Source organism: Ancylobacter lacus, from assembly GCF_018390635.1.
GTDB lineage: Bacteria > Pseudomonadota > Alphaproteobacteria > Rhizobiales > Xanthobacteraceae > Ancylobacter > Ancylobacter lacus.
On record NZ_JAHBGE010000007.1, the window covers coordinates 34,053 to 55,105 of the forward strand.

Sequence of the window (21,053 nt, forward strand, 5' to 3'; positions counted from 1 at the left end):
CAACGGTTCAGGGATCGCCGATCCGGCTTCAGGCCTGGCGGAAGCGCTCCCATTCGGCCTCGATGGCCTGAAGGTTGGCCGGCGCGGCGTTCTGCCAGAACAGCGGGGCCGCGAACTTCTTCTCGATCTTGGCGATGTTGGCCTTGATCGACTCGATGTCCTCTGCCGGCATCTTCTGGGTCTCGGCATAGGCGAGGCCCGCCTTGGCATTGGCCGTCGCGTAACCGCGCAGCACGGCGATCTGCGCGGCATAGGCGCCACCGAGGAAGCCGGAAAGCGCCTTGGCGACGATGTCGGCGCGCGCGCCGGTGGCGGCCTCCTTGGGCACATACGCGCAGATCATCCACTTGTTGTAGCCTTCCCTCGTGAAGGCGTAGCGGACGTCCTTGCCCTGCTTGTGCAGCTCTTTCACCGCCGGCTCCCAGCAGTTGATCGCGACCACCTCCTTGCGGGCCATCAGATCGATCGATTCCTCGAAGGTCGACCAGAGCGCCCGGAACTGGCCGGCCTTCTTGCGCGCGACCAGGAAGTCGACGACGGCCTTCGCCTCCGCCGGCGTCATGTTGGAGGGATCGGCGATCGTCTGCCGGCCGGTGACCTTCAGATAGGTGGCGGCCATCGGCAGGGAGGTGAGCCAGGTGTTCTCCAGCGCCACCTTGCCGAGCGTCGTGTCGCTCTCGAACAGCAGGGCGTAGGAGAGCGGCTCCTTCTCGTCGATCGCCTCGGGGTAATAGGCGAAGGAATCCGCGTTCATCACCACCGGCATGCCGAACTGCTGGCCATCCGGTCCCTGCGCCAGCGGCGAGTTCATCACCGCAGCCGGCGCCTCGCCCCAGCCCTTGACCTTGGCGGTGTCGATGGGGGCGAAGAAGCCCTTGGTGCCGAGCTCGTCCTCGATGCCGCCATCCATCAGAAAGATGTCGATGCGCTCGCCGGCAGCATTGGCCACCACTTCCTGGCGGAAGATACCGGGATCGGAGTTGATGCCGGTGAACTCGACCGTGAGGCCGGTCTCCTTTTCGAAGGCCGACCAGTCGGTGAGTGCCGCGGTCTCGACGCCCATGATCCGCACGGTGGGCGTGGCGGCCCGCGCCTGCCGGATCAGCCCCGGGGCGGCGAGCACGGCGGCGCCGGCGGCTGCGGCCTTGAGGACGGCACGGCGGCTGAGGCCCGGCCGGCTCGACGGCGTGGCGAGGTTATGCCCGTTCATCTGGCTTTATCCTGGTTCTGGAAGGTGTTGTGGTGGTCATCCCTCTGCGGGGACGCATCTGGCATCGCCGGCGGACCAACCGATCCGCACGGTCTCGGAGGCGAGATCGTCATCGGTCCAGGCGCGGGCGTGAATCGGGCCGACAGGGGTATCCATCGAGACGTCGATGTATTTGCCCTTGTAGATCCGGGCGGTGATCCGCCCCTCGAAGCCGTCGGCTGACGCGGTCGCGCCGAGGCGCAGCTTTTCGGCACGCAGCAGCAGCGCCGCGGACTGGCCGACATGCGGTGCGGCAGCACCCGTCCAGAGGCCGTGGAAGATGCCGGCGGGCGTGGCGATCCCGGCCATGCCATCCGCAAAGCTGGCGACCGTGCCGCCGATGATGTTCTCCACCCCCATGAAGGAGCCGGCGAAACGCGAGCAGGGCCGCTCAAACAGATCGCGCGGCGTGCCTTCCTGCGCGATGCGCCCGCCCCTCATCAGGATGACCCGGTCGCTCATGGTGAGCGCCTCTTCCTGGCTGTGGGTGATGAAGACGAAGGTCATGCCGAGGCGGCGCTGCAGCTCGACCAGCTCGATCTGCATGTCGAGCCGCAGCCGCTCGTCGAGCGCACCGAGCGGTTCATCCAGCAGCAACACATCCGGTTCGGTCAGGATGGAGCGGGCCAGGGCGACCCGCTGGCGCTCGCCGCCGGAAAGCTGGTGGATGCGCCGATCGTATTTGCCGGTCAGCCGCACCGTTGCCAGCGCCGCCTCGGCCCGGCTCCGGCGCTCGCTGGCGCCGACGCCCCGCAGCTTCAGCCCGTATTCCACGTTCTGCCCGACGCTCATATGCGGGAACAGGCCGTAATGCTGGAAGACGGTGGTGACGTTGCGCTTATGCGGCGGCAGCCCGAGCACGTCCTTGCCGCCGATGCGGAGCGCGGCGACTGAGGTCGGATGGTCGAGCCCGGCGATGATGCGCAGGAGCGTGGTCTTGCCCGAGCCGCTCTGCCCGAGAATGGTGAGGAACTCGCCTCGCGCGGCAGTGACCGTAACGTCGTCAAGTCCCCTGACGCTGCCGAAATGGCGCGAGGCGCGGATGATCTCCAGCGCCGGCGCGTCGTTTGCTTTATCGGCACGGCTGGGCATGGGCGCTTCCGAACAAGGAGAGGACCTCACGGTTTGGCGGCGCTCCGCTGCCGCCGGAGCAGGCACGACGAACGATCGTTCGGAGCTTGAGCCGCCGCATCACTTCGCTTAGCATAAAGCTATTCTGTGATCACTGATCGCAAAAAGCAATAAGAGGGATCTGCATGGCGACGAGAAAAACGCCCGGCGACGGCGTGACGGGCGAGGCTGTCACGGCCATCGAGCCTTTCCTGCTTTCGGTACTCTCGTCGCGCCTCTCCGCCATCGTGCGCGAGATGAACGCGACCCTGATGAGGTCAAGCCGCTCCGCGGTGATCAAGAACGCCCGCGACTTTTCCTGCGGCCTGCTCACCTATGACCACCGGCTGCTGTCGGTGGAAGACTGCATCCCCATTCACATCACGGCGCTCGACCTGGCGACCAAGCCGATCACCGAGTTCTTCGACGACATCCGGGAAGGCGACGCCTTCATCAACAACTGCCCCTACACCGGCAATACGCATCACGCGGACATGACGCTGTGCGTGCCGGTGTTCTGCGATGGCGAACCGCTGTTCTGGACGCTGGCCCGGGCCCACCATGCCGATATCGGCGCGCCAATCCCGACGACCTACCTGCCGGAAGCCAGGACCATCTATGAGGAAGGCATCCACCTTCCCTGCGTGCGCATCCAGGAGGGCTTCAGGGACAAGGCGGACATCATCCGCATGTGCCGGATGAAGATTCGCGTCTCCGACCTCTGGTACGGCGACTACCAGGCCCAGGTCGGCGCCTGCCGGGTTGGCGAGAGGCGGCTCAAGGAACTGTGCGACCGCTATGGCCGCGCCACGGTGAAGGCGTTCATCGAGGAATGGATGGCCTATGGCGAGCGGCGGATGATCGCCGAAGTGCGCTCGCTGCCGAAGGGCACGTGGCGCTTCGAGACCCGCCACGACCCGGTTCCCAACGTCGCCGAAGACGGCATTCCCGTACGCGTCACGCTGAGCATCGACCCGGACGAGGCCGTGATTACCGTCGACGCCACCGACAATGTGGACTGCGTACCCGGCGGGCTCAACCTCACCGAGGCGACGGCGCTGGCCGCCTGCCGCATCGGCGTGTTCTACAATCTCGACCCCGACCTGCCGCACAATCAGGGCAGCGCCTCGCGGATTCGCATCCTGCTGAAGGACGGCAGCGCGCTGGGGCGGCCCGCCTACCCGGTCGGCACCTCCGTTGCCACGACCAACCTCACCAGCCGCCTGATCACGGCGGTGGCGAGCTGCTTCTCGCAGATCGGCGAACCGCACGGAATGGGCGAGTTCGCCTATTCGCAGGCGCTCGGCGAGGCGGTCATTTCCGGCACCGACCCGACGCAGGGGGATCCCGCCACCGGCGGACAGCCTTATGTGAACCAGATTTTCCTCGGCTATGGCGGCAGCGCCGGCCTTTCCGGCTATGACGGCTGGCTGCTGTCGGGGGCGGGCTGCGACGGCGGCCAGATGGCGGTCGATTCCGTCGAGATCAACGAAGCCATGTACCCGATGCTGGTGGAGGAGCGCCGCGTTGCGGTCGATTCCGGCGGAGCCGGCGAATTCGACGGCGCTCCCGGCATCGCCGGCACCTACCGCCCGCTGGTCGGCTCGATGACCGTCTACTGGGGCAGCGACGGCGACATTACTCCCGCGCGCGGCGTGCGCGGGGGCGGTGACGCGGCGACCTCCGGCAACTGGCATCGGCATCGCGATGGCCGTGTCGCGCAGCTTGTGACCTTCGGCGACGTCACCATCGGCGCTGACGAGGCGGTCCTGTTCCGGGCCTGCGGCGGCGGCGGCTATGGCGACCCCTATACGCGCGCACCGGAAAGGGTGCTGCGCTCGGTCCGCCGAGGCTGGGTTTCGCCCGACCGTGCCGAGGAGGTCTATGGCGTCATCGTGCGCCCGAGCCAGACCATCGGCGGGTGGGAACTCGACGAGGCCGCCACGACCGAACGTCGCGCCAACCGCTCTTCCTCCTACTGACCATTCCGGCGGAACCTACGATGAGTTTTTCCATCGCCATCGACATTGGCGGCACCTTCACCGACTGCATCGTCGAGGACGCGCAGGGCGAGCTCCACATCTTCAAGGCATCGTCGACGCCGCCGGACTTCGAGACCGGCTTCATGAACGCCCTGAAGCTGGCGGCGGAGCATTTCGGGCTGGGCCTCGCCGACTTCCTTGGCCAGACCGGCCGCATCGTGCACGGCTCGACCGTCTCGACCAACGCGCTGGTGGAGCGCAAGGTCGCCCGCACCGGCTTCCTGTGCAATGCCGGCCACCCGGACATACTCACCCTGCGCGAGGCGGTGCGAAAGCCCGTCTTCAACTGGCGGCTCGACTTCCCCGACCCCTATGTCCTGCCCGCCGACACCGCCGAGATCCGGGGCCGCATCAGCGCGCGCGGCGAGGTGATCGAGCCCTTGAACGAGGATGACGTGCGGGCGGCAGCCCTACGGCTGAAGGCGCAGGGGGTAAAGGCGATCGGCATCTGCTTCCTCTGGTCGATCATCGACGGCAGCCACGAGCGGCGCGCGCGGGAGATCATCCAGGAGGTCTGGCCCGGCGTGCCCGTCACGCTGAGCCACGAGCTCAACCCGATCGGGCGCGAATATCGCCGTGCGATCTCCACCGTCATCGACGCTTCGCTGCTGCCCATCGTCAGCGACTATGTGACGAAGCTCACGGGTGCGCTGGAGGCTGCGGGCTTCCGCGATGAGCTGCTGCTCGCCAACTGCGTCGGCGGCATGATGCCACCGGACGATCTCATCGCGCGGCCGATCTTCTCGGTCATGTCGGGCCCGACGCTGGCACCGGTTGCCGCCCAGCAGCTCACGCCGGAGCCGAATGTTATCGTCGTCGACATGGGTGGCACCACCTTCGACGTCTCGGCGATCCGCGACGGGCATTTCATCGTCTCGCAGGAGGCGATGATTGGCGACGATATTCTGGGGATTCCCAAGATCGACGTGCGCTCGGTCGGCGCCGGCGGCGGCTCCATTGCCTCCATCGACGCGGGCCGCATGCTCCATGTCGGGCCGCACAGCGCGGGAGCACGCCCCGGCCCCGCCTGCTACGGGCGCGGGGGGCAGCGTCCCACCGTCACCGACGCCAATGTCGTGCTTGGCATTCTCGACCCGGATTATTTCCTCGGGGGACGGATGAAGCTCGATCGGGCGGCCGCGGAACGGGTGGTCGGCGAGATCGCCGACGGGCTGGGGGTGTCGCTCGAGGAGGCCGCCTATGCCATCTACACGACGAGCAACAACATCATGGTCGGCGCCATCGAGGACATGACGGTGAAGGAGGGTATCGACCCGCGCGACAGCTTCATGGTGGTCGGCGGCGGCGCGACGGCGGCGCACATCTGCGAGATCGCCCAGGAGCTCGGCATCGGCCGGATGATGGTCCCGCGCTTTGCCGCCGGGCTTTCCGCCTATGGCGGCCTCATCTCCGATATACGCTGGGAGGAGCAGGCGACGGCGCTGACCTCCTCGGCCGCCTTCGATCCCGCGCGCATCAACGAGGCGGTTGCACGCCTCACCGCGCGCGGACGCGCCTTCCTGACCGAGGCGGGCATACCGGCGGAGCGCCAGCGCTTCGCGACCGTCTATCTCGGACGCTATCGGTACCAGTCCTGGGAGATCGAGGTGCCCTTCGACCTGCCGGCGGCGGGGCTGAACGCGGCGGATCTCCCGCGCATGGTGGCAGCCTTCCACGCCATGCATGAGCGCATCTATTCGGTGAAGGCCGAGACCGACGTGGTGGAGTTCACCACCTGGAAGGTGCGGGCGATCGGGCTCGCGCCGGAACGGCCGGTGCGTGTCGTCCGCCCCGCGCAACAGGGAGCGCCGCTCCCGAAGGCGCACCGGCGCGTCTATGTGCGCGATGCCGGCGGCATCATCGATTGCCCGGTCTATGGCGGCGCCGATCTCGGGGCCGGCGCGCGGGTGACGGGTCCCGCCGTGATCGAGGAACCGACGACGACGATCATGGTGCTGCCGCGCTGGAACGCTACGGCCGACAGCGACGGCAATTATCGCCTCGAACTGCACTGAAGGCAGGGCGGCCGCCGGCCGGTCCGCTCCCCTGAAGACCGCTGCAAAAAGGCCCCGGACAGTTGTGTCCGGGGCCTTCGCCTCGACGGGGCAGGCGCAGCCGTTCAGTGCTTGCGGGAGAACGCACCCTCGCGCGCCAGCTCGTCCGCCACGATGTCGACCGCGCGACCGAGACCCGTGACCAGCTCCTCGATATGTGCGCTGGACAGAGTGAGCGGCGGCGACATGGCGATGAGGTTGCCCAGCGGGCGAACGATCACGCCCTGCTCATAGGCCTTGGCCACGATACGGGCGCCGACCTTGAGCGACAGGTCGAAGGGCCGCTTGCTGGCGCGATCGGCCACCATCTCGATGCCGAGCATCAGCCCGACGCCGCGGATGTCGCCGACCATGGGGTGATCGCCGAGCCGCTTGCGGAGCGCGTCTTTCAGCTCCGCGCCCGCCTTCGCGGCATTGCCGACGAGATCTTCGCGCTCGACGATGTCGAGATTGGCGAGCGCGGCCGCAGCGGCAATCGGATGGGCGGAATAGGTGAAGCCGTGGGCGAAGGAGGCGACCTCACCCGAGGTCTCCTTCAGCACGTCCCACATGCGATTCGATATGACGCTTGCCGAAATGGGCTGGTAACCGGAGGATAGCCCCTTGGCCATGGTCATGATGTCGGGCCGGATGCCGAAATGGGTCGTGCCGAACGGCGCTCCGAGGCGGCCGAAGCCGCAGATCACCTCATCCGCGATCATCAGCACGTCGTAGCGGTCAAGAACGTCCTGAAGCGCCGGGAAGTAGCCTGCCGGCGGGACGAGAACGCCGCCCGTGCCCATCACGGGCTCGGCAATGAAGGCGGCGACGTTGTCCGGTCCCTCCTTGAGGATGAGAGCTTCCAGCTCGCTGGCGAGATAGGCGGTGAATTCCGCCTCGCTCATGCCATCGGGCTTTTCGCGATACTGGTCGACCGAATGCGTGCGCAGGATCTGCGGCAGCGGAAGATCAAAGAACTGGTGGCAATAGGGCAACCCGGTGAGGCTTCCAGCGCCGATGGTGACGCCGTGATAGGCACGGTTGCGGGAGATGATCTTCTTCTTTGCCGGCTTTCCTCGCATATTATTGTAGTACCAGACGAGCTTTATGTTGGTGTCGTTGGCATCCGAACCTGAATTGCCGAAGAAAACCTTACTCATATGGTCCGGCGCCCAGCGCAGCACGCGGTCGGCGAGGCGGATCGACGGCTCGTTCGCCATCGAGGTGAACGAATGGAAGAACGGCAGCGCCTCGGCCTGCCGCGTCATCGCCTCGACGATCTCCTGGCGACCATAGCCGACATTCACGCACCAGAGCCCCGCGGCGGCGTCGAGATAGCGCCGCCCCTTGCTGTCGGTGACATGCACGCCAGTCGCCGAGCTCATGATGCGCGGGCCATTGGCGAGATGATCGCCGATGCTGGTGAAGGGATGGAACAGGCTGCGCTTGTCCATCTCTTCCAGTGACATGTTGTGGTGCGGTTCGAGGCTCATGCGCAGGCTCTCCGACTGGACGGCGTGTTGAAGCAGGTCGCGGAGCACTATAAAGTGTGATCACTGATCTCGCAATGAAGGGAAGCTGAACGTGCAGCGCAATTTCATCGGCGGGGCGTGGGTCGAGGGATCCGGCGCCCTGCAGAACGTGAATCCGTCGGACGTTTCCGATGTGATCGACCAGTTCTCCCTCGCGACGCCCGCCCAGGTCGGCGACGCGATCGCGGCCGCGCGGTCCGCGATTCCGGTCTGGGGAGCCATGACGCTGCAGGCCCGCAGCGAGGCGCTGGATGCCATCGGCACCGCGATTCTGGCCCGCCGCGAGGTGCTCGGGCGGCTGCTGTCGCGCGAGGAAGGCAAGCCGCTCGCCGACGGCATTGGCGAGGTGACGCGTGCCGGCCAGCTCTTCAAGTTCTACGCGGGCGAGGTGCTTCGCCTTGCCGGCGAACGACTGCCCTCGATCCGGGCCGGCGTCGAGGTGGAGGTGATGCCGGAGCCCATCGGAGTGGTCGGGCTGATCACGCCCTGGAACTATCCCTCCTCCGTTCCGGCCAACAAGATCGCGCCGGCGATCGCCTACGGCAATGCGGTGGTGCTGAAGCCTTCCGAGCTTGTACCGGCGAGCGCCGTGGCCCTGTTCGAGATCATGGAACAGGCGGGGCTTCCCGCCGGGCTGGTCAACCTGGTCATTGGCGCCGCCGATGTCGGCGAAGCGCTGGCCACCTCGCCGGAGATCAACGGCATCAGCTTCACCGGCTCGACCGCTACCGGCCGCAAGGTGGCAGCCCATGCGGTGGGCAACGGCGCGAAAGTGCAGCTCGAGCTGGGCGGCAAGAACCCGCTCGTGGTGCTCGACGACGCCCCGTTCGACATCGCGGTCGAATGTGCCGTGAACGGTGCGTTCTACCAGACCGGCCAACGCTGCACGGCCTCGAGCCGGCTCATCGTCACCGAGGGGGTGCATGACCGCTTCGTCGCCGCGGTGGCAGAACGCGTGCGTGGCCTGAAGGTCGGCCACGCGCTGGAGGCCAGCACCCAGGTCGGCCCCGTGATCGACGAACGCCAGCTCGCCAAGGACATGTCCTACATCGACATTGCGCGCGCCGAGGGGGCGCGGCTGGTCGTTGGTGGTGAGCGGCTCAACCGCGCGACCGAGGGCTTCTACCTGTCGCCCGCGCTCTTCGCCGACACCCATCGCGACATGCGCATCAACCGGGAGGAAGTGTTCGGCCCGGTGGCGTCGGTGATCCGGGTGAAGGACTATGAAGAAGCGCTCGAGGTCGCCAACGACACCGCCTATGGCCTTTCCGCCGGCATCTGCACGACGACGATGAAATACGCCCACCATTTTCGCCGCAACGTGAAGGCCGGCATGACCATGCTGAACCTGCCAACGGCGGGCGTGGATTACCATGTGCCGTTCGGCGGCGCGAAGGCCTCCGGCTACGGGCCGAAGGAGCAGGGCCGCGCCGCGCGCGACTTCTTCACCCAGACCAAGACGTCATACCTGCCGGAAGGCTGACCCGGCGCAGCGCGCCGGCCGGCTCACTTGCCGGCCGGCGGCTCCGCCGATGTCTCGGCAAACACCGCCACGCGCTTGAGGAAGGCGGCGCCGCCGGCGACATCTTCCTCCATCGCGGCACGGGCCGTCCGGCCATCCGCCCGGCGCAGCGCGGCGATCACCGCGTCATACCGGTCGGTGTCGAGCTGGCCGCGAATATCGGCCGCGTAATGGCGCATGAAGGGCCCGATCTGCAGCCACAGCCGCTCGATCAGGTCTTCCAGTGCCGGCGCCCGCGCCGCCTTGAAGACGGTGAACTTGAACTGCTGATTAAGGCGCAAATAGGCGTCGGCATCGTTCGCCTGGGCCGCCTCGTGCAGTTCGCCGGCGATCTGCTGAAGCGCCTCGATCTCCTCGCCGGAGATGACACGCGCGGCCTTTTCGGTGGCGATGCCTTCGAGCAGCATGCGCAGCTCGATCAACTCGTCGAACTGCTCGCGTGTCAGCAGCGGAATGGAGATCGTTCCATTTGCGAGCGCGGTGACGGCCTTCTCCGCGGCGAGCCGGGCGAAAGCGGCGCGCACCGGCATGGTGCTGACCCCGAAGGCCGACGAGATGGCACGCACCGTCAGCTTCTGGCCGGGCTCGAACCGAGCGGCGATGATGGCGGCACGCAGTTCGCGATGGACCCGCTCATGCAGCGGGTCCCTCTCCATCTTCTCAAAAACGAGCTGTTCGGTCATGCGTTTCGACAGGCGCCCTGCGCTTTCGTGCCTACGTCATGAACAGGGGTAAGCTATTTTGTGATCACTAATCTAGTCACTTTCTCAGGCCGGCGCCACTTTTCGCGTCGTGGTTGCCGCAACGTGCATCTGTCGATGCGCCGGCCCGATCATTCCGAAACGTCACCTCTCATCATCAGATATTCCGCCAGATTCTCGACCGTGATGAGCGCGAGCCTCTTGCCATCCTTTTCAACGACGAGGGCGTCGTGATCGCCGTGAAGCATCGTTCCGGCGATGCAGAAGACGGGATCGTCGGGGCTGCATCGCAGCAGATCGGGGGCCGGCGTGCCTGCCCGCTCGACCGCCGAGAACGAATCGATCAGGTGTCGCGTCGAGACGACCCGTTCGGCCCCGCCGCAGGAGCGCACCAGCAGAACCGCATCGAGGCCGCAGAAGGCGAGCAGGCAGGCGATCGACTCGAGAGGCTCGTCGACCCCCACCTCGACGAGAGGACAGCGGACTTTGCTCAGGATGTCGCCGACCGTCGGCGAGGCCGGTGCCGCCGCCAAATCACATGGTCCCCGCCACGAGGCCCACGCCGATCAGGCAGGCGACCGCGCCGAGGGCGCGGGTCCACACCCGCCCCCGCACCTCCGCCGCCCGGTCGAGGACCAAGCCGGTGCAGAGGCCACCGAGGAGCAGGGCAGCGGTGGCGAGCATGAAGCCGGCGCCATAGGCGAGGCCGCCCGCATTTTTCGGAATCTCCGCGCCATGGGCATGCCCGTGGAACAGGGCAAAGAAGCCGACCAGCGCTGTGGCGAGCACCAGCGGCGCCCGGATGTCGAGCGCGACCGCGGCGCCGAGCACAACGACCGACAGCGCGATGCCGAGTTCGACCAAGGGGATGTCGATACCCATCGCTCCGATGGCTCCGCCGAGCGCCATCACGCCGAGGAAGGCCGCTGGCACCGCCCAGAGCGCCCGGCCGCCCATCTGCCAGGCAAAAATACCGACCGTCACCATGGCCATGACGTGATCGAGCCCCATGATGGGATGAGTGAAGCCATGCACGAAGCCATGCGTCACCCCAACCCCCGTATGCGCGAGGGCAAGCGCCGGGCTGAGGACGACGAAGGGGAGCGCGGCGGCAAAGGTTGCGACGCGGCGGCGGTAAATGCCCATGGGTGTTCCTCCTGGAGTTTATTCTGGATCAACAGATGCGCGGAAGCTGGTCCCCGACCAGCATGTCGACGATGCGCTCGCCGCCGAAGCGGGTTTCCATGACGACGCGCCCCGGCCGGCCATCGGTCACGGTGCCGATTTTTGCCGCGTCGCGCCCGAGCGGATGCCCGCGCAGCGCGCGGAGCGCCGCCTCGGCCTGCTCTGGCGGCACGATGGCGACGATCTTGCCCTCATTGGCGAGATAGAGCGGATCGAGGCCGAGAATCTCGCAGAAGCCCTGCACGTCGCTGCGGATCGGCGTGTCGAGTTCGCGGATGCACACGCCGACGCCGCTCGCCGACGCCAGTTCGTTGAGCACCGCCGCAACACCACCCCGGGTGGCATCACGCAGCGTGCGCACGCCGGGCGCCGCGGTGACGAGCGTGTCGATCAGGTCGTGCAGCGCCGCGCAGTCGCTCCGGATTTCCGCGTCAAGCGCGAGATCGCCGCGGGCATTGAGTATCGCCGCGCCATGGTCGCCGAGCTGGCCGTTGACCAGGACGACGTCGCCCGGCCTCGCCCGGCCTATACCCACCTCCATACCGGCGCGGATCACACCGATGCCGGTGGTGGTGATGAAGAGCTTGTCGCAGGCACCGCGCGCCACGACCTTGGTGTCGCCGGTGACGATGGGCACGCCCGCCGCATGGGCCGTGTCAGCCATGGAGCGGGCCACCGCCCACAGGGTGTCGAGGGGCAGACCTTCCTCGATGATGACCGCGCAGGACAGCGCGACGGGCCGGGCGGCCCCGACGGCGAGGTCGTTGATCGTGCCGCAGACCGCGAGCTTGCCGATGTCACCGCCGGGGAAGAACAGCGGATCGACGACGAATCCGTCGGTGGTGAAGGCGAGCCGGTCGCCCTTCGCCATCAGCCCGGCAAGGTCGAAGCGGGCCTGGTCCTCGGGTGCGCCGCCGGTGGCGTTGAAGGTGTCGATGAACACCTCGTCGATGAGGTCGCGCATTGCGCTGCCGCCACCGCCATGCGCCAGCGTGACGCTTTTCGGCAGGGTGCGGCGTGGCGCCCGGAACGGCCGCGGGACAACGGGGTTCATGCTGCGCCCTCCAGCTGCGGCTGGCGCAGGCCGCCATACTGGTAATAGGCCGCGCACGCACCTTCCGACGACACCATCAGGGCGCCAAGCGGCGTCTCCGGCGTGCAGGCGGTGCCGAACATCGGGCATGCCCACGGCTTCAACTGCCCGGTCAGCACCTCGCCGCAGCGGCAGGATTCGGGATCGGCGACCTGGATCTCCGACATCGCGAAGCGCCGCTCGGCATCGAACGAGGCATAGGCCTCGCGCAGCCGCACGCCGGAATGCGCGATGGAGCCCAGTCCGCGCCATTCGAAAGTCGGGCGCAGTTCGTAAACCTCGTCCACCGCGCCCATCGCCCGCGGATTGCCCGCGTCCGGCACCACCCGGGCATACTGGTTCTCAATGGCCGCCCGGCCCTCGTCGAGCTGGCGCAGCACCATGAGCAGCGACTGCAGCAGATCGATTGGCTCGAAACCGGCCACCACCATCGGCTTGAGAAACTCCTCGGCAATGAAGCGGTAGGGTTCGATGCCGATGACCATGGAGACGTGGCCCGGACCGATGAACCCGTCTATGCCGAGATTGGGCATCTCCAGGAGAGAGCGCAGGGTCGGAATGATGGTTATGTGGTTGCAGAAGATCGAGAAATTGGCGATGCCCTCGCGCGCCGCGCGGAGCACGGTGAGCGCGGTCGACGGCATGGTCGTCTCAAAGCCGAGACCGAAGAACACCACCTCACGATCGGGATTTCGCCGGGCGAGCGCCAGCGCGTCCAGAGGCGAATAGACCATGCGGACATCGGCGCCGTCCGCCTTGGCGGCGAGCAGGCTCTTGCGCGAACCCGGCACGCGCATCGCGTCGCCGAAGGTGGCGAAGATCACGTTCGGGCGCTCGGCGATGGTCACGCAGTCGTCGACGCGCCCCATGGGCAGGACGCAGACCGGACAGCCCGGACCGTGCACGAACTCGATGATGTCCGGCAACAGGCCCTCGAGCCCGTAACGGAAGATGGCGTGGGTATGCCCGCCGCAGACTTCCATGATCGAGAAGGGTCGGTCGCGACCGCGCTCCATGCGCGCGGCGAGGGTCTCGATCTCGCGAATCAGGCCGCGCGCCAGAGCGGGGTCGCGGAATTCATCGACGTAACGCATGCCGGGACTCCCTATCACTGCGCGCGCGGCGCGAGGGATGGATGGAAGGGTTCGGCGCTGCTGGTGCGCATCGCCTCGATCTCGCCCTCCGCTTCGCCGATCTCGGTGAGCACCTTGAGCGTGGCGGCGGCCTCTTCCTCGTCGATGACGCTCATCGCGAAGCCGACATGGACCAGCACCCACGCGCCGACCAGCGCATCGAGGCTTCGCCCGGGTTCGGCGACGCAGACCACGTCGACGGTACGTCGCACGCCGGAGACATCGACGCTGGCGAGCATGGCGTCCTCGTCGACGATGGCGACGATGCGGCCGGGAATACCGAGACACATGACGGTTTCTCCTTAGTGGCTGCGGCCGAAAGTGCCGTCGCGGGCAATGCCGTAACGGTCGAGCTTGGCGCGCAGCCCGACGCGGGACAGGCCGAGTTCTTCGGCCGCGCGGCTCTTGTTCCAGCGGCAGCGCAGCAACGTTTCCATCAGGATCAAGGCCTCCATCCGCTCGATGCGGTCCTTGAGCGGACCGGTGTCGCGGATCGCGAGATCGGACGGCGCTGTCTCGGCGGCGGAGGCCGAGGCTCCGCGCAGCACATGAGGCGACAGAAGGTCGGCTCCCAGCCGCTCGCCGCCCCCCAGCACCAGCATGCGGGTGAGCTCGTTCTGCAGTTCGCGCACGTTGCCGGGCCAGTCATAGGCCTTGATGCACGCCAGCGCTTCCTCGGTGAAGCCTTTGGTGCGCTTCCCATGTGTGCCCGACAGGCTGTCGAGGAGACGCAGGGCGAGCACCGGCAGGTCGCCCCGGCGCTCGCGCAGCGGCGGCAGCGTCAGCACCATGGCGGACAACCGGTAATACAGATCCTCCCGGAAGCGGCCGGCCTTCACCTCGGCGGCGAGGTCGCGGTGCGTGGCGGCGACCACGCGGACATCGACGCGCCTGGTCTCGTTGGCGCCGACCGGCCGGATCTCCCCCTCTTGCAGGAAGCGCAGCAGCTTGACCTGGAAAGCGGGCGAGACGTCGCCGATCTCATCGAGCAGGACGGTGCCGCCATCGGCCTGATCGAGCAGGCCGATGCGGTTGGCATAAGCGCCGGTGAAGGAGCCCTTCCGGTGACCGAACAGTTCGGATTCGAGCAGTTCGTCCGGGATGGCGCCGCAGTTCACCGCGAAGAACGGACGCTCGGAGCGCAGGCTCGAATAATGGATGGCGCGAGCCAGCAATTCCTTGCCGGTGCCCGTCTCTCCCAGCACCAATACCGGTATGTCGAAGGCCGCGACCTGCGCAGCCCGGCGGCAGACCTCGTCCAGCGGGCTGCCCGGCGCGCGCACCAGCGCATCGAAATGATAGCTGCGCAGCACGCGTTCGTGCTGCTCGGCGAAGCGGACTTCGGCCGCGGGCACGGCGAGCTTGAGCTCCAGCGAAAGCCGGTCGTGTTCGCGCTGGAGATGGTAGAGCCGTGCGGCTCCCTGCGCCGCCAGCAGGAGCTGGTCGGGGTGCCACGGCTTGGTGATGAACTGGTAGATTCCAGCCTCGTTGATGGCGCCGATCATGTCCTGCGGGTCGGTGTAGCCGGTGACGATGATGCGTACGACGTCCGGCCAGCGCCGGCGAACCTCGGTGAGCAGGTCGACCCCTGATCGCTCGGGCATGCGCTGGTCGCAGAAGATGACCTGAATCCACTCCTTTTCGAGAATCTCCAGCGCACCGGAAGCCCGCAGGGCGGTGTGGACAACGAAATCCTCGCCGAGCACGCGGGCGATCACTTCGGCCGACCGCGGCTCGTCGTCGACGACGAGAATGCCGGGAAGCGTCTGGCTCACGGCAGTGCCTCCGCCGCGGCGCGCAGGGATTTGGCCCGGCTTTCCGCAGCCGCCGCGAGGCCGTCGAGCCGCCGGCGCCGGATGTCGCCGAGCCAGCCGAGCCAGGCGGCGAGGCCGATGCCGCCCGTCTTGGTGCTGACATGGAGGACCGGCGCCACGGGATTGATCCGCGCGATGTTGCGCTCCATCGCGTCGATGTCGACGTCGAGATGGGGCAGCAGGTCCGTCTTGGTGAGCAGGACGAGATCGGCCGATTGGAAGATATCCGGGTATTTCAGCGGCTTGTCTTCACCTTCGGTGACCGAGAGCAGCGTCACCCGCACCTCCTCGCCGAGATCGAAGGCGGCGGGGCAGACGAGGTTGCCGACATTCTCGATGAACAGCAGGCCGCCGGGCGGCAGGGGCAGTTCGTCCAGCGCATGCCCGACCATGTGCGCGTCGAGATGGCAGCCCTTGCCGGTGTTGATCTGCACGGCGGGCGTGCCGGTGGCGCGGATGCGCTCGGCGTCGTTGGCGGTCTGCTGGTCGCCCTCGATCACGGCGGCCGGCACGCGCGCACCGAGGATACGCAATGTCTCGACCAGCAACGTCGTCTTCCCGGCACCCGGCCCTGCCAGAAGATTGAGCGCGACGATGCCGCCGGCGTTCAGGCGGGCGCGATTGCGCGCGGCGTAGGCGTCATTCTTGGCCAGGATGCCGCGCTCGATCTCGACCGTGCGCGTGGCATCGGTCCCGGCGCCTTCGCCGTGATGATGATGCTCGTCACCGTGGACGTGGGAATGATCGTGGCCATGCGCATGGTGGCGATGCTCGCCATGCGCGCCGGATATGGTGACATCGTGGGATCCGCAGCCGCATGAGACGCACATCAAACCACCTCCAGATTCCTGATCCGCATGTCGGTACCGCCATTCGCTCGCAGCCTCTCCCCTCCGCAGCCCGGACAGGGAGCCAGCCGGTCGGCAAGCTCGACGGTGGTTCCGCAGTCAAAACACCAGGCGGTGCCCGGCTCGCCGAGGATGTCGAGTTCCGCGCCGTCGGCCAGTGAGCCCCGCATAACCACGTCGAAACCGAAGCGAAGCGCCTCGACCTCCACCCCGGCGAAGGCACCGACCGCAAGCCGCACCTTGGTCACCCGGGTGAAGCCATGCTCGCGAGCGGCCTCCCGCAGCGAGTCGAGCAGACTTTCGCACAGCGCCATCTCATGCATGGGCCATCACCTCCGCCGCTCCCGCACGCAGCCGCACCGGCACACACGGATTGACGCAGGTGAGGACGAGCCGCGCCAGCATAGGGTTTCGGTCGCCGAGCGGCAGGGCCGCGAGCATGCGCCCCAGCAAGCCGCCTTCCGCGAGGTTCCAGGCGCTGGGGGAGAGGACGCGGTAGTCGGTCACGACACCGGCGCTGACCGTCGCCCGGTGCGCCAGCAGCCCGCGGGCGGCACGCACAAGGCCGATACCGGCGGCCGGCACACGGGGGCACGCACCCGGTAGTGCCCCCGTGGCATCGAGGCAGGCGACAAGGTCTATCAGGCGCGCCAGCATCCGCACGAACAGGCTCATGCCCTCGCGCGCCGTCAACTCCGAAAAAAGCGGCGTGCCCCGCCACAGGTCGGCCGCCGTGGTCTCGCGCGGCTCGGGCGCGCGGCCGGTCTCCAGCGACGCGACGATGTCGGCAGGCTCCGGCACCGGCAGCTCGGCCCGCCCCCAGGCGGGATCGAGCAGGCCATGCAGCCGGGCGAGCAGGCGCGCCGTGGGGGTAGCACCTTGGCTCAGCCAACGCTCCAGTGTCCGCACGCCACCACCCACCAGATCGGTTTCGTCGCCCAGAAGGTGCCGCCGCAAGGCCCGCATCGTATCCGGCAAGCCCCCCGCCAGGCCCTTGAGGGCCTCGCGATCCGCCGCGCCGCCGAGGAGGACCGGCCAGTCGCAGAACACGGCCACCGCATGGTCGCGCAGCCGCTCCTGGCGGGCGGACGCGTCCGCGTCCGGACCGGGCGGCAGCCCGAGCGCACGGCGCGCCGCCTCCGCATGGGCGCTCGCGCAGAGGTTGAACACGCGCGGGATGAGCATAGCCGCCTCGTCCGCCGGCCGCCCGACCAGCCACACGACCGGATTCGACGCCTGCTTGACCGTCGCCCGCCACACCGGACGGTGGCCACCGGAATCCAGCGCGATATCGAGGGTCCCGATCATGAGCCCGCGCTCTCCCGCGTGGCCGCGCCATCGGAAGCGAGCCCGACACCGAAGATGAGCGCGCGCCGCGTGGGGGCGTCGGAGCGCGCGGCAACGCCGCCCACCTCTCCGCGGGGCGCCCCGGCACCGGGAGCGATGGCGTCGGGTTGAGCCTGCCCACGTATGGCCTCTTCGCGCGCCCGGCGGATATCGCCGGAACGGTCCCCCTCCTCCCGGTTGGCCGGGTCGAACAGAGCGGCGAGCGCGGCGCGGGCGGTCTCGGTCGCCTGCAGCATCGAGGTGAAATCGAACATCGGCGAGAACAGCGAGCACGCCCGGTAGGGTCCGGTCTCCGGCCGGTTGGCGCCGACGAACTCGTAATCGCCGGAGGGAAAGGCGATCCGTTCCTTCGTCCCGGGTACCAGTGCCGACCAGTCCTCCCCGGGTCCGGGCGCGAGCACGATGTTCATGAACCAGGGGGTGATGAGCATGCCGAGCACCCGGCCCTCGTGAACCCGGAAGCCGACGGCCTTGACCTCCAGCGTCTCGTTGAGGAGGGGCACGCCGCGCATCTGGCCGATGTGGATTTCCCGGAATGCCGCCTCCAGCCGCTTTGGCAGCTCGGCCGCCAGCGCGTTCAGCCGCTGTGCGGCGGCATCCGGCTCGGGGGCGACGACATGACCGGAGAAGCCGACCCCACCGCGCGCGTCGATCACCATGAACTGGTCGCGCGCACCGTCGCAGCGGGGGCAGCGCCAGTCCTCGGGAAGATCGGCAAAGGCGGTGCCCGGCGGCACCTGCCAGTGCTCGCAGCCCTCCGCCGGGTCGTAGACGTGCCAGCAGATCTTGCATTCCAGCACCGCGCCGGGGGGAAGCCGGGCGGTGTCGCCGAGGAACGAACCTTCGAAACGCCGGGTGAGCATGACAGGCTCCTAGCGCAGCGCCGCGAGAATGTCGGCAAGGCGCGCCGCTGAGTCGGCGATGTCCTCGGCGGCGGCGCAGGCCACCTCGGGCACCTCCGTGACTTCGAACGTATCGAGGATCAGCGTGTCGGCAGAGTTGTAATAGCGCACCCGCCAGACGCGGGCGGTGGCGGTGGCCTCGATCCGGCAATTGCCGTAGCCGCGGGACAGGATGGTGATGCCGCCCCGTCCCAGACAGGACTCGATCAGCGCGAGGTCTTCCGGTGTGTGCGGCAGCAGGCTGAGATTGACCACATGGGGCATCCTGTCCGCGCCGTGCTCACGGCTCTTGTGGACGATCTCCGTCAGGATGGCGGGGGCATTGACCACACCCGGCCGCGCCAGGCTCGCCGGATCGAGATCCACCGGCCATTCCCGCGGAAAGGCCCGCAGCAGGGCCCCGCGCGGGAAGGCGGCGACTTCGATGCGCTCGCGCACGGCCGGCTCCTTGCCGGCCCCCGCCGTGATTGCCCGCACGCGCCAGACGCCCGCGCAGGTCGCCTCCTGTATCTCGATGCGCTCGCCGGGAGCCTCAACCACGATGGCGACCTCGCCCTCGCCGAGCGTCTCGTCGACGAGGGCCCGGTTGGCGGGGTCGAGATGGCCAACGCTCACCGTGGTCGAGCCCCCCGCCATCCAGCCCGCCAGCGCCGCGCGGACATCCTCCAGCGTCGCCAGCGCCGCCGCGACGCGTGCGGGGTCTTCGATCTCGGGCAGATGCGCTTCGAAAACGCGCATGCCGGAGGGCATGGGCAGATAGGCGAGCCCGTCGACACCGTCGTCCGGCTGGCTGCCCGGCCCGTAGCCGATCGGCGGCATCGTCGCGAAGGGAATGGACGACATGGCGGACCTCAATGGCTGGCGGCGGCGGGGCGGGTGAGAATGGCGGTGAGGCGCTCGAGGAACTCGTCCCAGTCCCGCATGCGCGACAGCGAGCCGAGTGGATGGCCACCTCGCACCACGACGATGGCGGGAAGCGCGATGCCGCCGAGCTGCTCGCGCAGCAGCTTTTCATAGGCCGGTCCGGCGACGGCGCCGGCCATGCCGGATGAGCCGGCCAGCGCGCCGACCAGCTCGGGCAGCACGGCGGCAATGTCCGGCGTCTCCATGTGCCCCTTTCCGTGGGCCGGCAGGAACAGCAGGCTGTCGCCGGCCGGAAGCCGGGCCGCCGCCTCTTCCTCGCTGTCGAGAAGGGGGTAGCCATGCGCGGTGGTCAGGCGGGCGACCAGCGGGTGGAGCGTTTCGGAGGTCATGCGTCGGACTCCAGGCGGGCGGGCGAGCGGGGCGGAAGAAGTGGGCGCAGATGGGCGGGCAGGGCCGGCTCGCGGCCGATGAGGTCGGCGAAGGCGTGCTCAATGTCCGCCGGCAGGCCGTTCATCGCCGCAGCGACGGCCTCCAGCGCGTGGGCGATGAGGCGCGCTTCCTGCGCATCGAGCAGCCGGCGGCCCGTGCCGAGGAAGGTCAGGACATGGTCGCCCGGCCGCGCCTCCGGCAGCAGCGAGAGATCGATGAGGTGAACCTCCCCATCCACCCGGCACAGCGCGGCATGGCCATCCCGGCTGACGATCTCCATGGGAATTCCCAGGCACATGGCGCCGCTCCTATCGCCAGCCGGCGAGGACGCGGGCATCGCCGATGCGGCACGCCTCCTCGGCCGCCGGTCGTTCGGCCTCATATTTCGCGCGGCTGATGGCCGGCGCGGTGAAACCGGCTGCAAAACGGCGCCGGCCCACCGTCACCCCGAATTCGGTGGTGAGCAGGTCGATCACCAGCGCCAGCGCCGGCTCCACCTGCGCCGCGATGGCCTCCGTGAGGCCGCCGCCATAATCGTCGAGCCGCTCGGGCTGAACGCCGACCAGCCACAGCCGGGACGGCGCGCAGCCGCGGAACCGCAGCAGCGCCAGCACCTCCTGGAAGCCGGTCTGGTGCAGGCTCACCTTGCGGGCGCCGAGTATGGCGGGCACCTCCTCGTCGCGCAGCAGCTTCAGCGATGCGGGCAGCAGGCCGTAGTCGATGGCATCGACGATGATGACGGCATCGGCCTCCTCCAGATAAGGCAGGAGGTAGAGCCCCTGCGTGCCGCCATCGAGGGCCCTGACATGATCAGGCAGTTCGTAGCGGGCCTCCAGCTCCTCGACCACGCGGACGCCGAAGCCTTCATCGGCCCACAAGATGTTGCCGATCCCGAGCACGAGAATGCGTTCGTCGCTCATGCGACGCCCTCCTGGCACGTTCTTCCCTGACATATTCGCCGAGCGGTCTGCTGCCGCTTCGTTTCGAACTGTTCTTAGATCAAGTCTCGTGCCAGATGGCGATAGATTGTCATCTCATTGATAAATATAATGGAATCCACACAGCGACCTTGCGCGTCTCCGGACGGCTGGAAAGATAGTGTCCATTTGGCCGCTAAAACGGATAGGTTCTTATCACATAAAAAAGGGGCGCGACCGACGTCGCGCCCCATACGGCCACTCCCCCTGGCCGGCCGCGGTCACGAGAACCGGACCTCCTTCCGGCGGACGGCTCCCGCCGGATTTCGATA

General features: G+C 67.9%; 21 protein-coding genes. 3 read left to right on the plus strand and 18 right to left on the minus strand.

Annotation, left to right across the window (positions count from 1 at the left end; genetic code table 11):
- Positions 1-28 precede the first annotated feature (28 nt).
- Complete coding sequence (locus KHC27_RS00990) at positions 29-1,210, minus strand: ABC transporter substrate-binding protein (RefSeq protein WP_213333974.1); 1,182 nt, start codon at positions 1,208-1,210, stop codon at positions 29-31.
- Positions 1,211-1,246: 36 nt separating this feature from the next.
- Positions 1,247-2,341 carry an ABC transporter ATP-binding protein gene (locus tag KHC27_RS00995; protein WP_213333976.1) on the minus strand — a complete coding sequence of 365 codons (1,095 nt, stop codon included), beginning with the start codon at positions 2,339-2,341 and terminating at the stop codon, positions 1,247-1,249.
- 164 nt (positions 2,342-2,505) lie between these two features.
- Between KHC27_RS00995 and KHC27_RS01000 the strand changes: the two genes are divergently transcribed.
- Positions 2,506-4,341: a hydantoinase B/oxoprolinase family protein gene (locus KHC27_RS01000; RefSeq protein ID WP_213333978.1), complete on the plus strand. Its 1,836-nt coding sequence runs from the start codon at positions 2,506-2,508 to the stop codon at positions 4,339-4,341.
- A gap of 20 nt (positions 4,342-4,361) precedes the next feature.
- On the plus strand, positions 4,362-6,416 hold the full coding sequence (locus KHC27_RS01005) for a hydantoinase/oxoprolinase family protein (RefSeq protein ID WP_213333980.1): 2,055 nt from the start codon (positions 4,362-4,364) through the stop codon (positions 6,414-6,416).
- 104 nt (positions 6,417-6,520) lie between these two features.
- Here KHC27_RS01005 and KHC27_RS01010 read toward each other — a convergent pair whose 3' ends face one another.
- On the minus strand, positions 6,521-7,927 hold the full coding sequence (locus KHC27_RS01010) for an aminotransferase (protein WP_213333982.1): 1,407 nt from the start codon (positions 7,925-7,927) through the stop codon (positions 6,521-6,523).
- Between the two features lie 91 nt (positions 7,928-8,018).
- On the opposite strand from KHC27_RS01010, the gene KHC27_RS01015 reads away from it, so the two are divergent.
- A complete protein-coding gene (locus KHC27_RS01015; RefSeq protein WP_425514848.1) occupies positions 8,019-9,449 on the plus strand; it encodes an aldehyde dehydrogenase family protein in 1,431 nt (476 codons plus the stop codon).
- A gap of 23 nt (positions 9,450-9,472) precedes the next feature.
- Here KHC27_RS01015 and KHC27_RS01020 read toward each other — a convergent pair whose 3' ends face one another.
- From KHC27_RS01020 to KHC27_RS01090, 15 genes are all read right to left on the minus strand, one after another.
- A complete protein-coding gene (locus tag KHC27_RS01020) occupies positions 9,473-10,171 on the minus strand; it encodes a GntR family transcriptional regulator (RefSeq protein WP_213333984.1) in 699 nt (232 codons plus the stop codon).
- Positions 10,172-10,320: 149 nt separating this feature from the next.
- Positions 10,321-10,722, minus strand: a complete 402-nt coding sequence (locus tag KHC27_RS01025; RefSeq protein WP_213333986.1) for a CBS domain-containing protein — start codon at positions 10,720-10,722, stop codon at positions 10,321-10,323.
- A 1-nt stretch (position 10,723) separates the two neighbouring features.
- Entirely contained in the window at positions 10,724-11,335 is a 612-nt protein-coding gene (locus KHC27_RS01030; protein ID WP_213333988.1) for a HupE/UreJ family protein, read from the minus strand.
- A gap of 28 nt (positions 11,336-11,363) precedes the next feature.
- On the minus strand, positions 11,364-12,428 hold the full coding sequence (hypE, locus tag KHC27_RS01035; protein ID WP_213333990.1) for a hydrogenase expression/formation protein HypE: 1,065 nt from the start codon (positions 12,426-12,428) through the stop codon (positions 11,364-11,366).
- Positions 12,425-13,561, minus strand: a complete 1,137-nt coding sequence (hypD, locus tag KHC27_RS01040; protein WP_213333992.1) for a hydrogenase formation protein HypD — start codon at positions 13,559-13,561, stop codon at positions 12,425-12,427. The genes hypE and hypD overlap by 4 nt, the downstream gene beginning before the upstream one ends.
- A 14-nt stretch (positions 13,562-13,575) precedes the next feature.
- Positions 13,576-13,890 carry a HypC/HybG/HupF family hydrogenase formation chaperone gene (locus KHC27_RS01045; protein ID WP_213333993.1) on the minus strand — a complete coding sequence of 105 codons (315 nt, stop codon included), beginning with the start codon at positions 13,888-13,890 and terminating at the stop codon, positions 13,576-13,578.
- Positions 13,891-13,902: 12 nt separating this feature from the next.
- On the minus strand, positions 13,903-15,375 hold the full coding sequence (locus KHC27_RS01050; protein WP_213333994.1) for a sigma-54-dependent transcriptional regulator: 1,473 nt from the start codon (positions 15,373-15,375) through the stop codon (positions 13,903-13,905).
- Entirely contained in the window at positions 15,372-16,244 is an 873-nt protein-coding gene (hypB, locus tag KHC27_RS01055) for a hydrogenase nickel incorporation protein HypB (RefSeq protein WP_213333995.1), read from the minus strand. The genes KHC27_RS01050 and hypB overlap by 4 nt, the downstream gene beginning before the upstream one ends.
- A complete protein-coding gene (gene hypA, locus KHC27_RS01060; protein WP_213333997.1) occupies positions 16,244-16,585 on the minus strand; it encodes a hydrogenase maturation nickel metallochaperone HypA in 342 nt (113 codons plus the stop codon). The genes hypB and hypA overlap by 1 nt, the downstream gene beginning before the upstream one ends.
- Positions 16,578-17,570 (minus strand): hypothetical protein, encoded by a 993-nt coding sequence (locus tag KHC27_RS01065; RefSeq protein ID WP_213334001.1) that lies wholly within the window; start codon positions 17,568-17,570, stop codon positions 16,578-16,580. The genes hypA and KHC27_RS01065 overlap by 8 nt, the downstream gene beginning before the upstream one ends.
- On the minus strand, positions 17,567-18,472 hold the full coding sequence (gene hybE / locus KHC27_RS01070; RefSeq protein WP_213334003.1) for a [NiFe]-hydrogenase assembly chaperone HybE: 906 nt from the start codon (positions 18,470-18,472) through the stop codon (positions 17,567-17,569). Before hybE ends, KHC27_RS01065 begins: the two co-directional genes overlap by 4 nt.
- Positions 18,473-18,481: 9 nt before the next feature.
- Entirely contained in the window at positions 18,482-19,354 is an 873-nt protein-coding gene (locus KHC27_RS01075; protein WP_213334005.1) for a hydrogenase expression/formation protein, read from the minus strand.
- An 8-nt stretch (positions 19,355-19,362) separates the two neighbouring features.
- Entirely contained in the window at positions 19,363-19,764 is a 402-nt protein-coding gene (locus tag KHC27_RS01080; protein WP_213334007.1) for a thioredoxin domain-containing protein, read from the minus strand.
- On the minus strand, positions 19,761-20,102 hold the full coding sequence (locus KHC27_RS01085) for a HypC/HybG/HupF family hydrogenase formation chaperone (RefSeq protein ID WP_213334009.1): 342 nt from the start codon (positions 20,100-20,102) through the stop codon (positions 19,761-19,763). The genes KHC27_RS01080 and KHC27_RS01085 overlap by 4 nt, the downstream gene beginning before the upstream one ends.
- A gap of 10 nt (positions 20,103-20,112) precedes the next feature.
- Positions 20,113-20,724: a HyaD/HybD family hydrogenase maturation endopeptidase gene (locus KHC27_RS01090; RefSeq protein ID WP_213334011.1), complete on the minus strand. Its 612-nt coding sequence runs from the start codon at positions 20,722-20,724 to the stop codon at positions 20,113-20,115.
- Positions 20,725-21,053 lie beyond the last annotated feature (329 nt).

Excerpts from the sequence above, each read along its gene's own strand:
- KHC27_RS01075 (WP_213334005.1), bottom strand. The coding sequence starts at position 19,354 with ATGTCGTCCATTCCCTTCGCGACGATGCCGCCGATCGGCTACGGGCCG.
- KHC27_RS01085 (WP_213334009.1), bottom strand. The coding sequence starts at position 20,102 with ATGTGCCTGGGAATTCCCATGGAGATCGTCAGCCGGGATGGCCATGCC.
- hypB (WP_213333995.1), bottom strand. The coding sequence starts at position 16,244 with ATGTGCGTCTCATGCGGCTGCGGATCCCACGATGTCACCATATCCGGC.
- KHC27_RS01030 (WP_213333988.1), bottom strand. The coding sequence starts at position 11,335 with ATGGGCATTTACCGCCGCCGCGTCGCAACCTTTGCCGCCGCGCTCCCC.
- KHC27_RS01090 (WP_213334011.1), bottom strand. The coding sequence starts at position 20,724 with ATGAGCGACGAACGCATTCTCGTGCTCGGGATCGGCAACATCTTGTGG.
- KHC27_RS01080 (WP_213334007.1), bottom strand. The coding sequence starts at position 19,764 with ATGACCTCCGAAACGCTCCACCCGCTGGTCGCCCGCCTGACCACCGCG.
- KHC27_RS01045 (WP_213333993.1), bottom strand. The coding sequence starts at position 13,890 with ATGTGTCTCGGTATTCCCGGCCGCATCGTCGCCATCGTCGACGAGGAC.
- KHC27_RS01065 (WP_213334001.1), bottom strand. The coding sequence starts at position 17,570 with ATGATCGGGACCCTCGATATCGCGCTGGATTCCGGTGGCCACCGTCCG.
- hybE (WP_213334003.1), bottom strand. The coding sequence starts at position 18,472 with ATGCTCACCCGGCGTTTCGAAGGTTCGTTCCTCGGCGACACCGCCCGG.
- KHC27_RS00995 (WP_213333976.1), bottom strand. The coding sequence starts at position 2,341 with ATGCCCAGCCGTGCCGATAAAGCAAACGACGCGCCGGCGCTGGAGATC.
- hypA (WP_213333997.1), bottom strand. The coding sequence starts at position 16,585 with ATGCATGAGATGGCGCTGTGCGAAAGTCTGCTCGACTCGCTGCGGGAG.
- hypE (WP_213333990.1), bottom strand. The coding sequence starts at position 12,428 with ATGAACCCCGTTGTCCCGCGGCCGTTCCGGGCGCCACGCCGCACCCTG.
- KHC27_RS01020 (WP_213333984.1), bottom strand. The coding sequence starts at position 10,171 with ATGACCGAACAGCTCGTTTTTGAGAAGATGGAGAGGGACCCGCTGCAT.
- KHC27_RS01000 (WP_213333978.1), top strand. The coding sequence starts at position 2,506 with ATGGCGACGAGAAAAACGCCCGGCGACGGCGTGACGGGCGAGGCTGTC.
- KHC27_RS01010 (WP_213333982.1), bottom strand. The coding sequence starts at position 7,927 with ATGAGCCTCGAACCGCACCACAACATGTCACTGGAAGAGATGGACAAG.
- KHC27_RS01005 (WP_213333980.1), top strand. The coding sequence starts at position 4,362 with ATGAGTTTTTCCATCGCCATCGACATTGGCGGCACCTTCACCGACTGC.
- KHC27_RS00990 (WP_213333974.1), bottom strand. The coding sequence starts at position 1,210 with ATGAACGGGCATAACCTCGCCACGCCGTCGAGCCGGCCGGGCCTCAGC.
- hypD (WP_213333992.1), bottom strand. The coding sequence starts at position 13,561 with ATGCGTTACGTCGATGAATTCCGCGACCCCGCTCTGGCGCGCGGCCTG.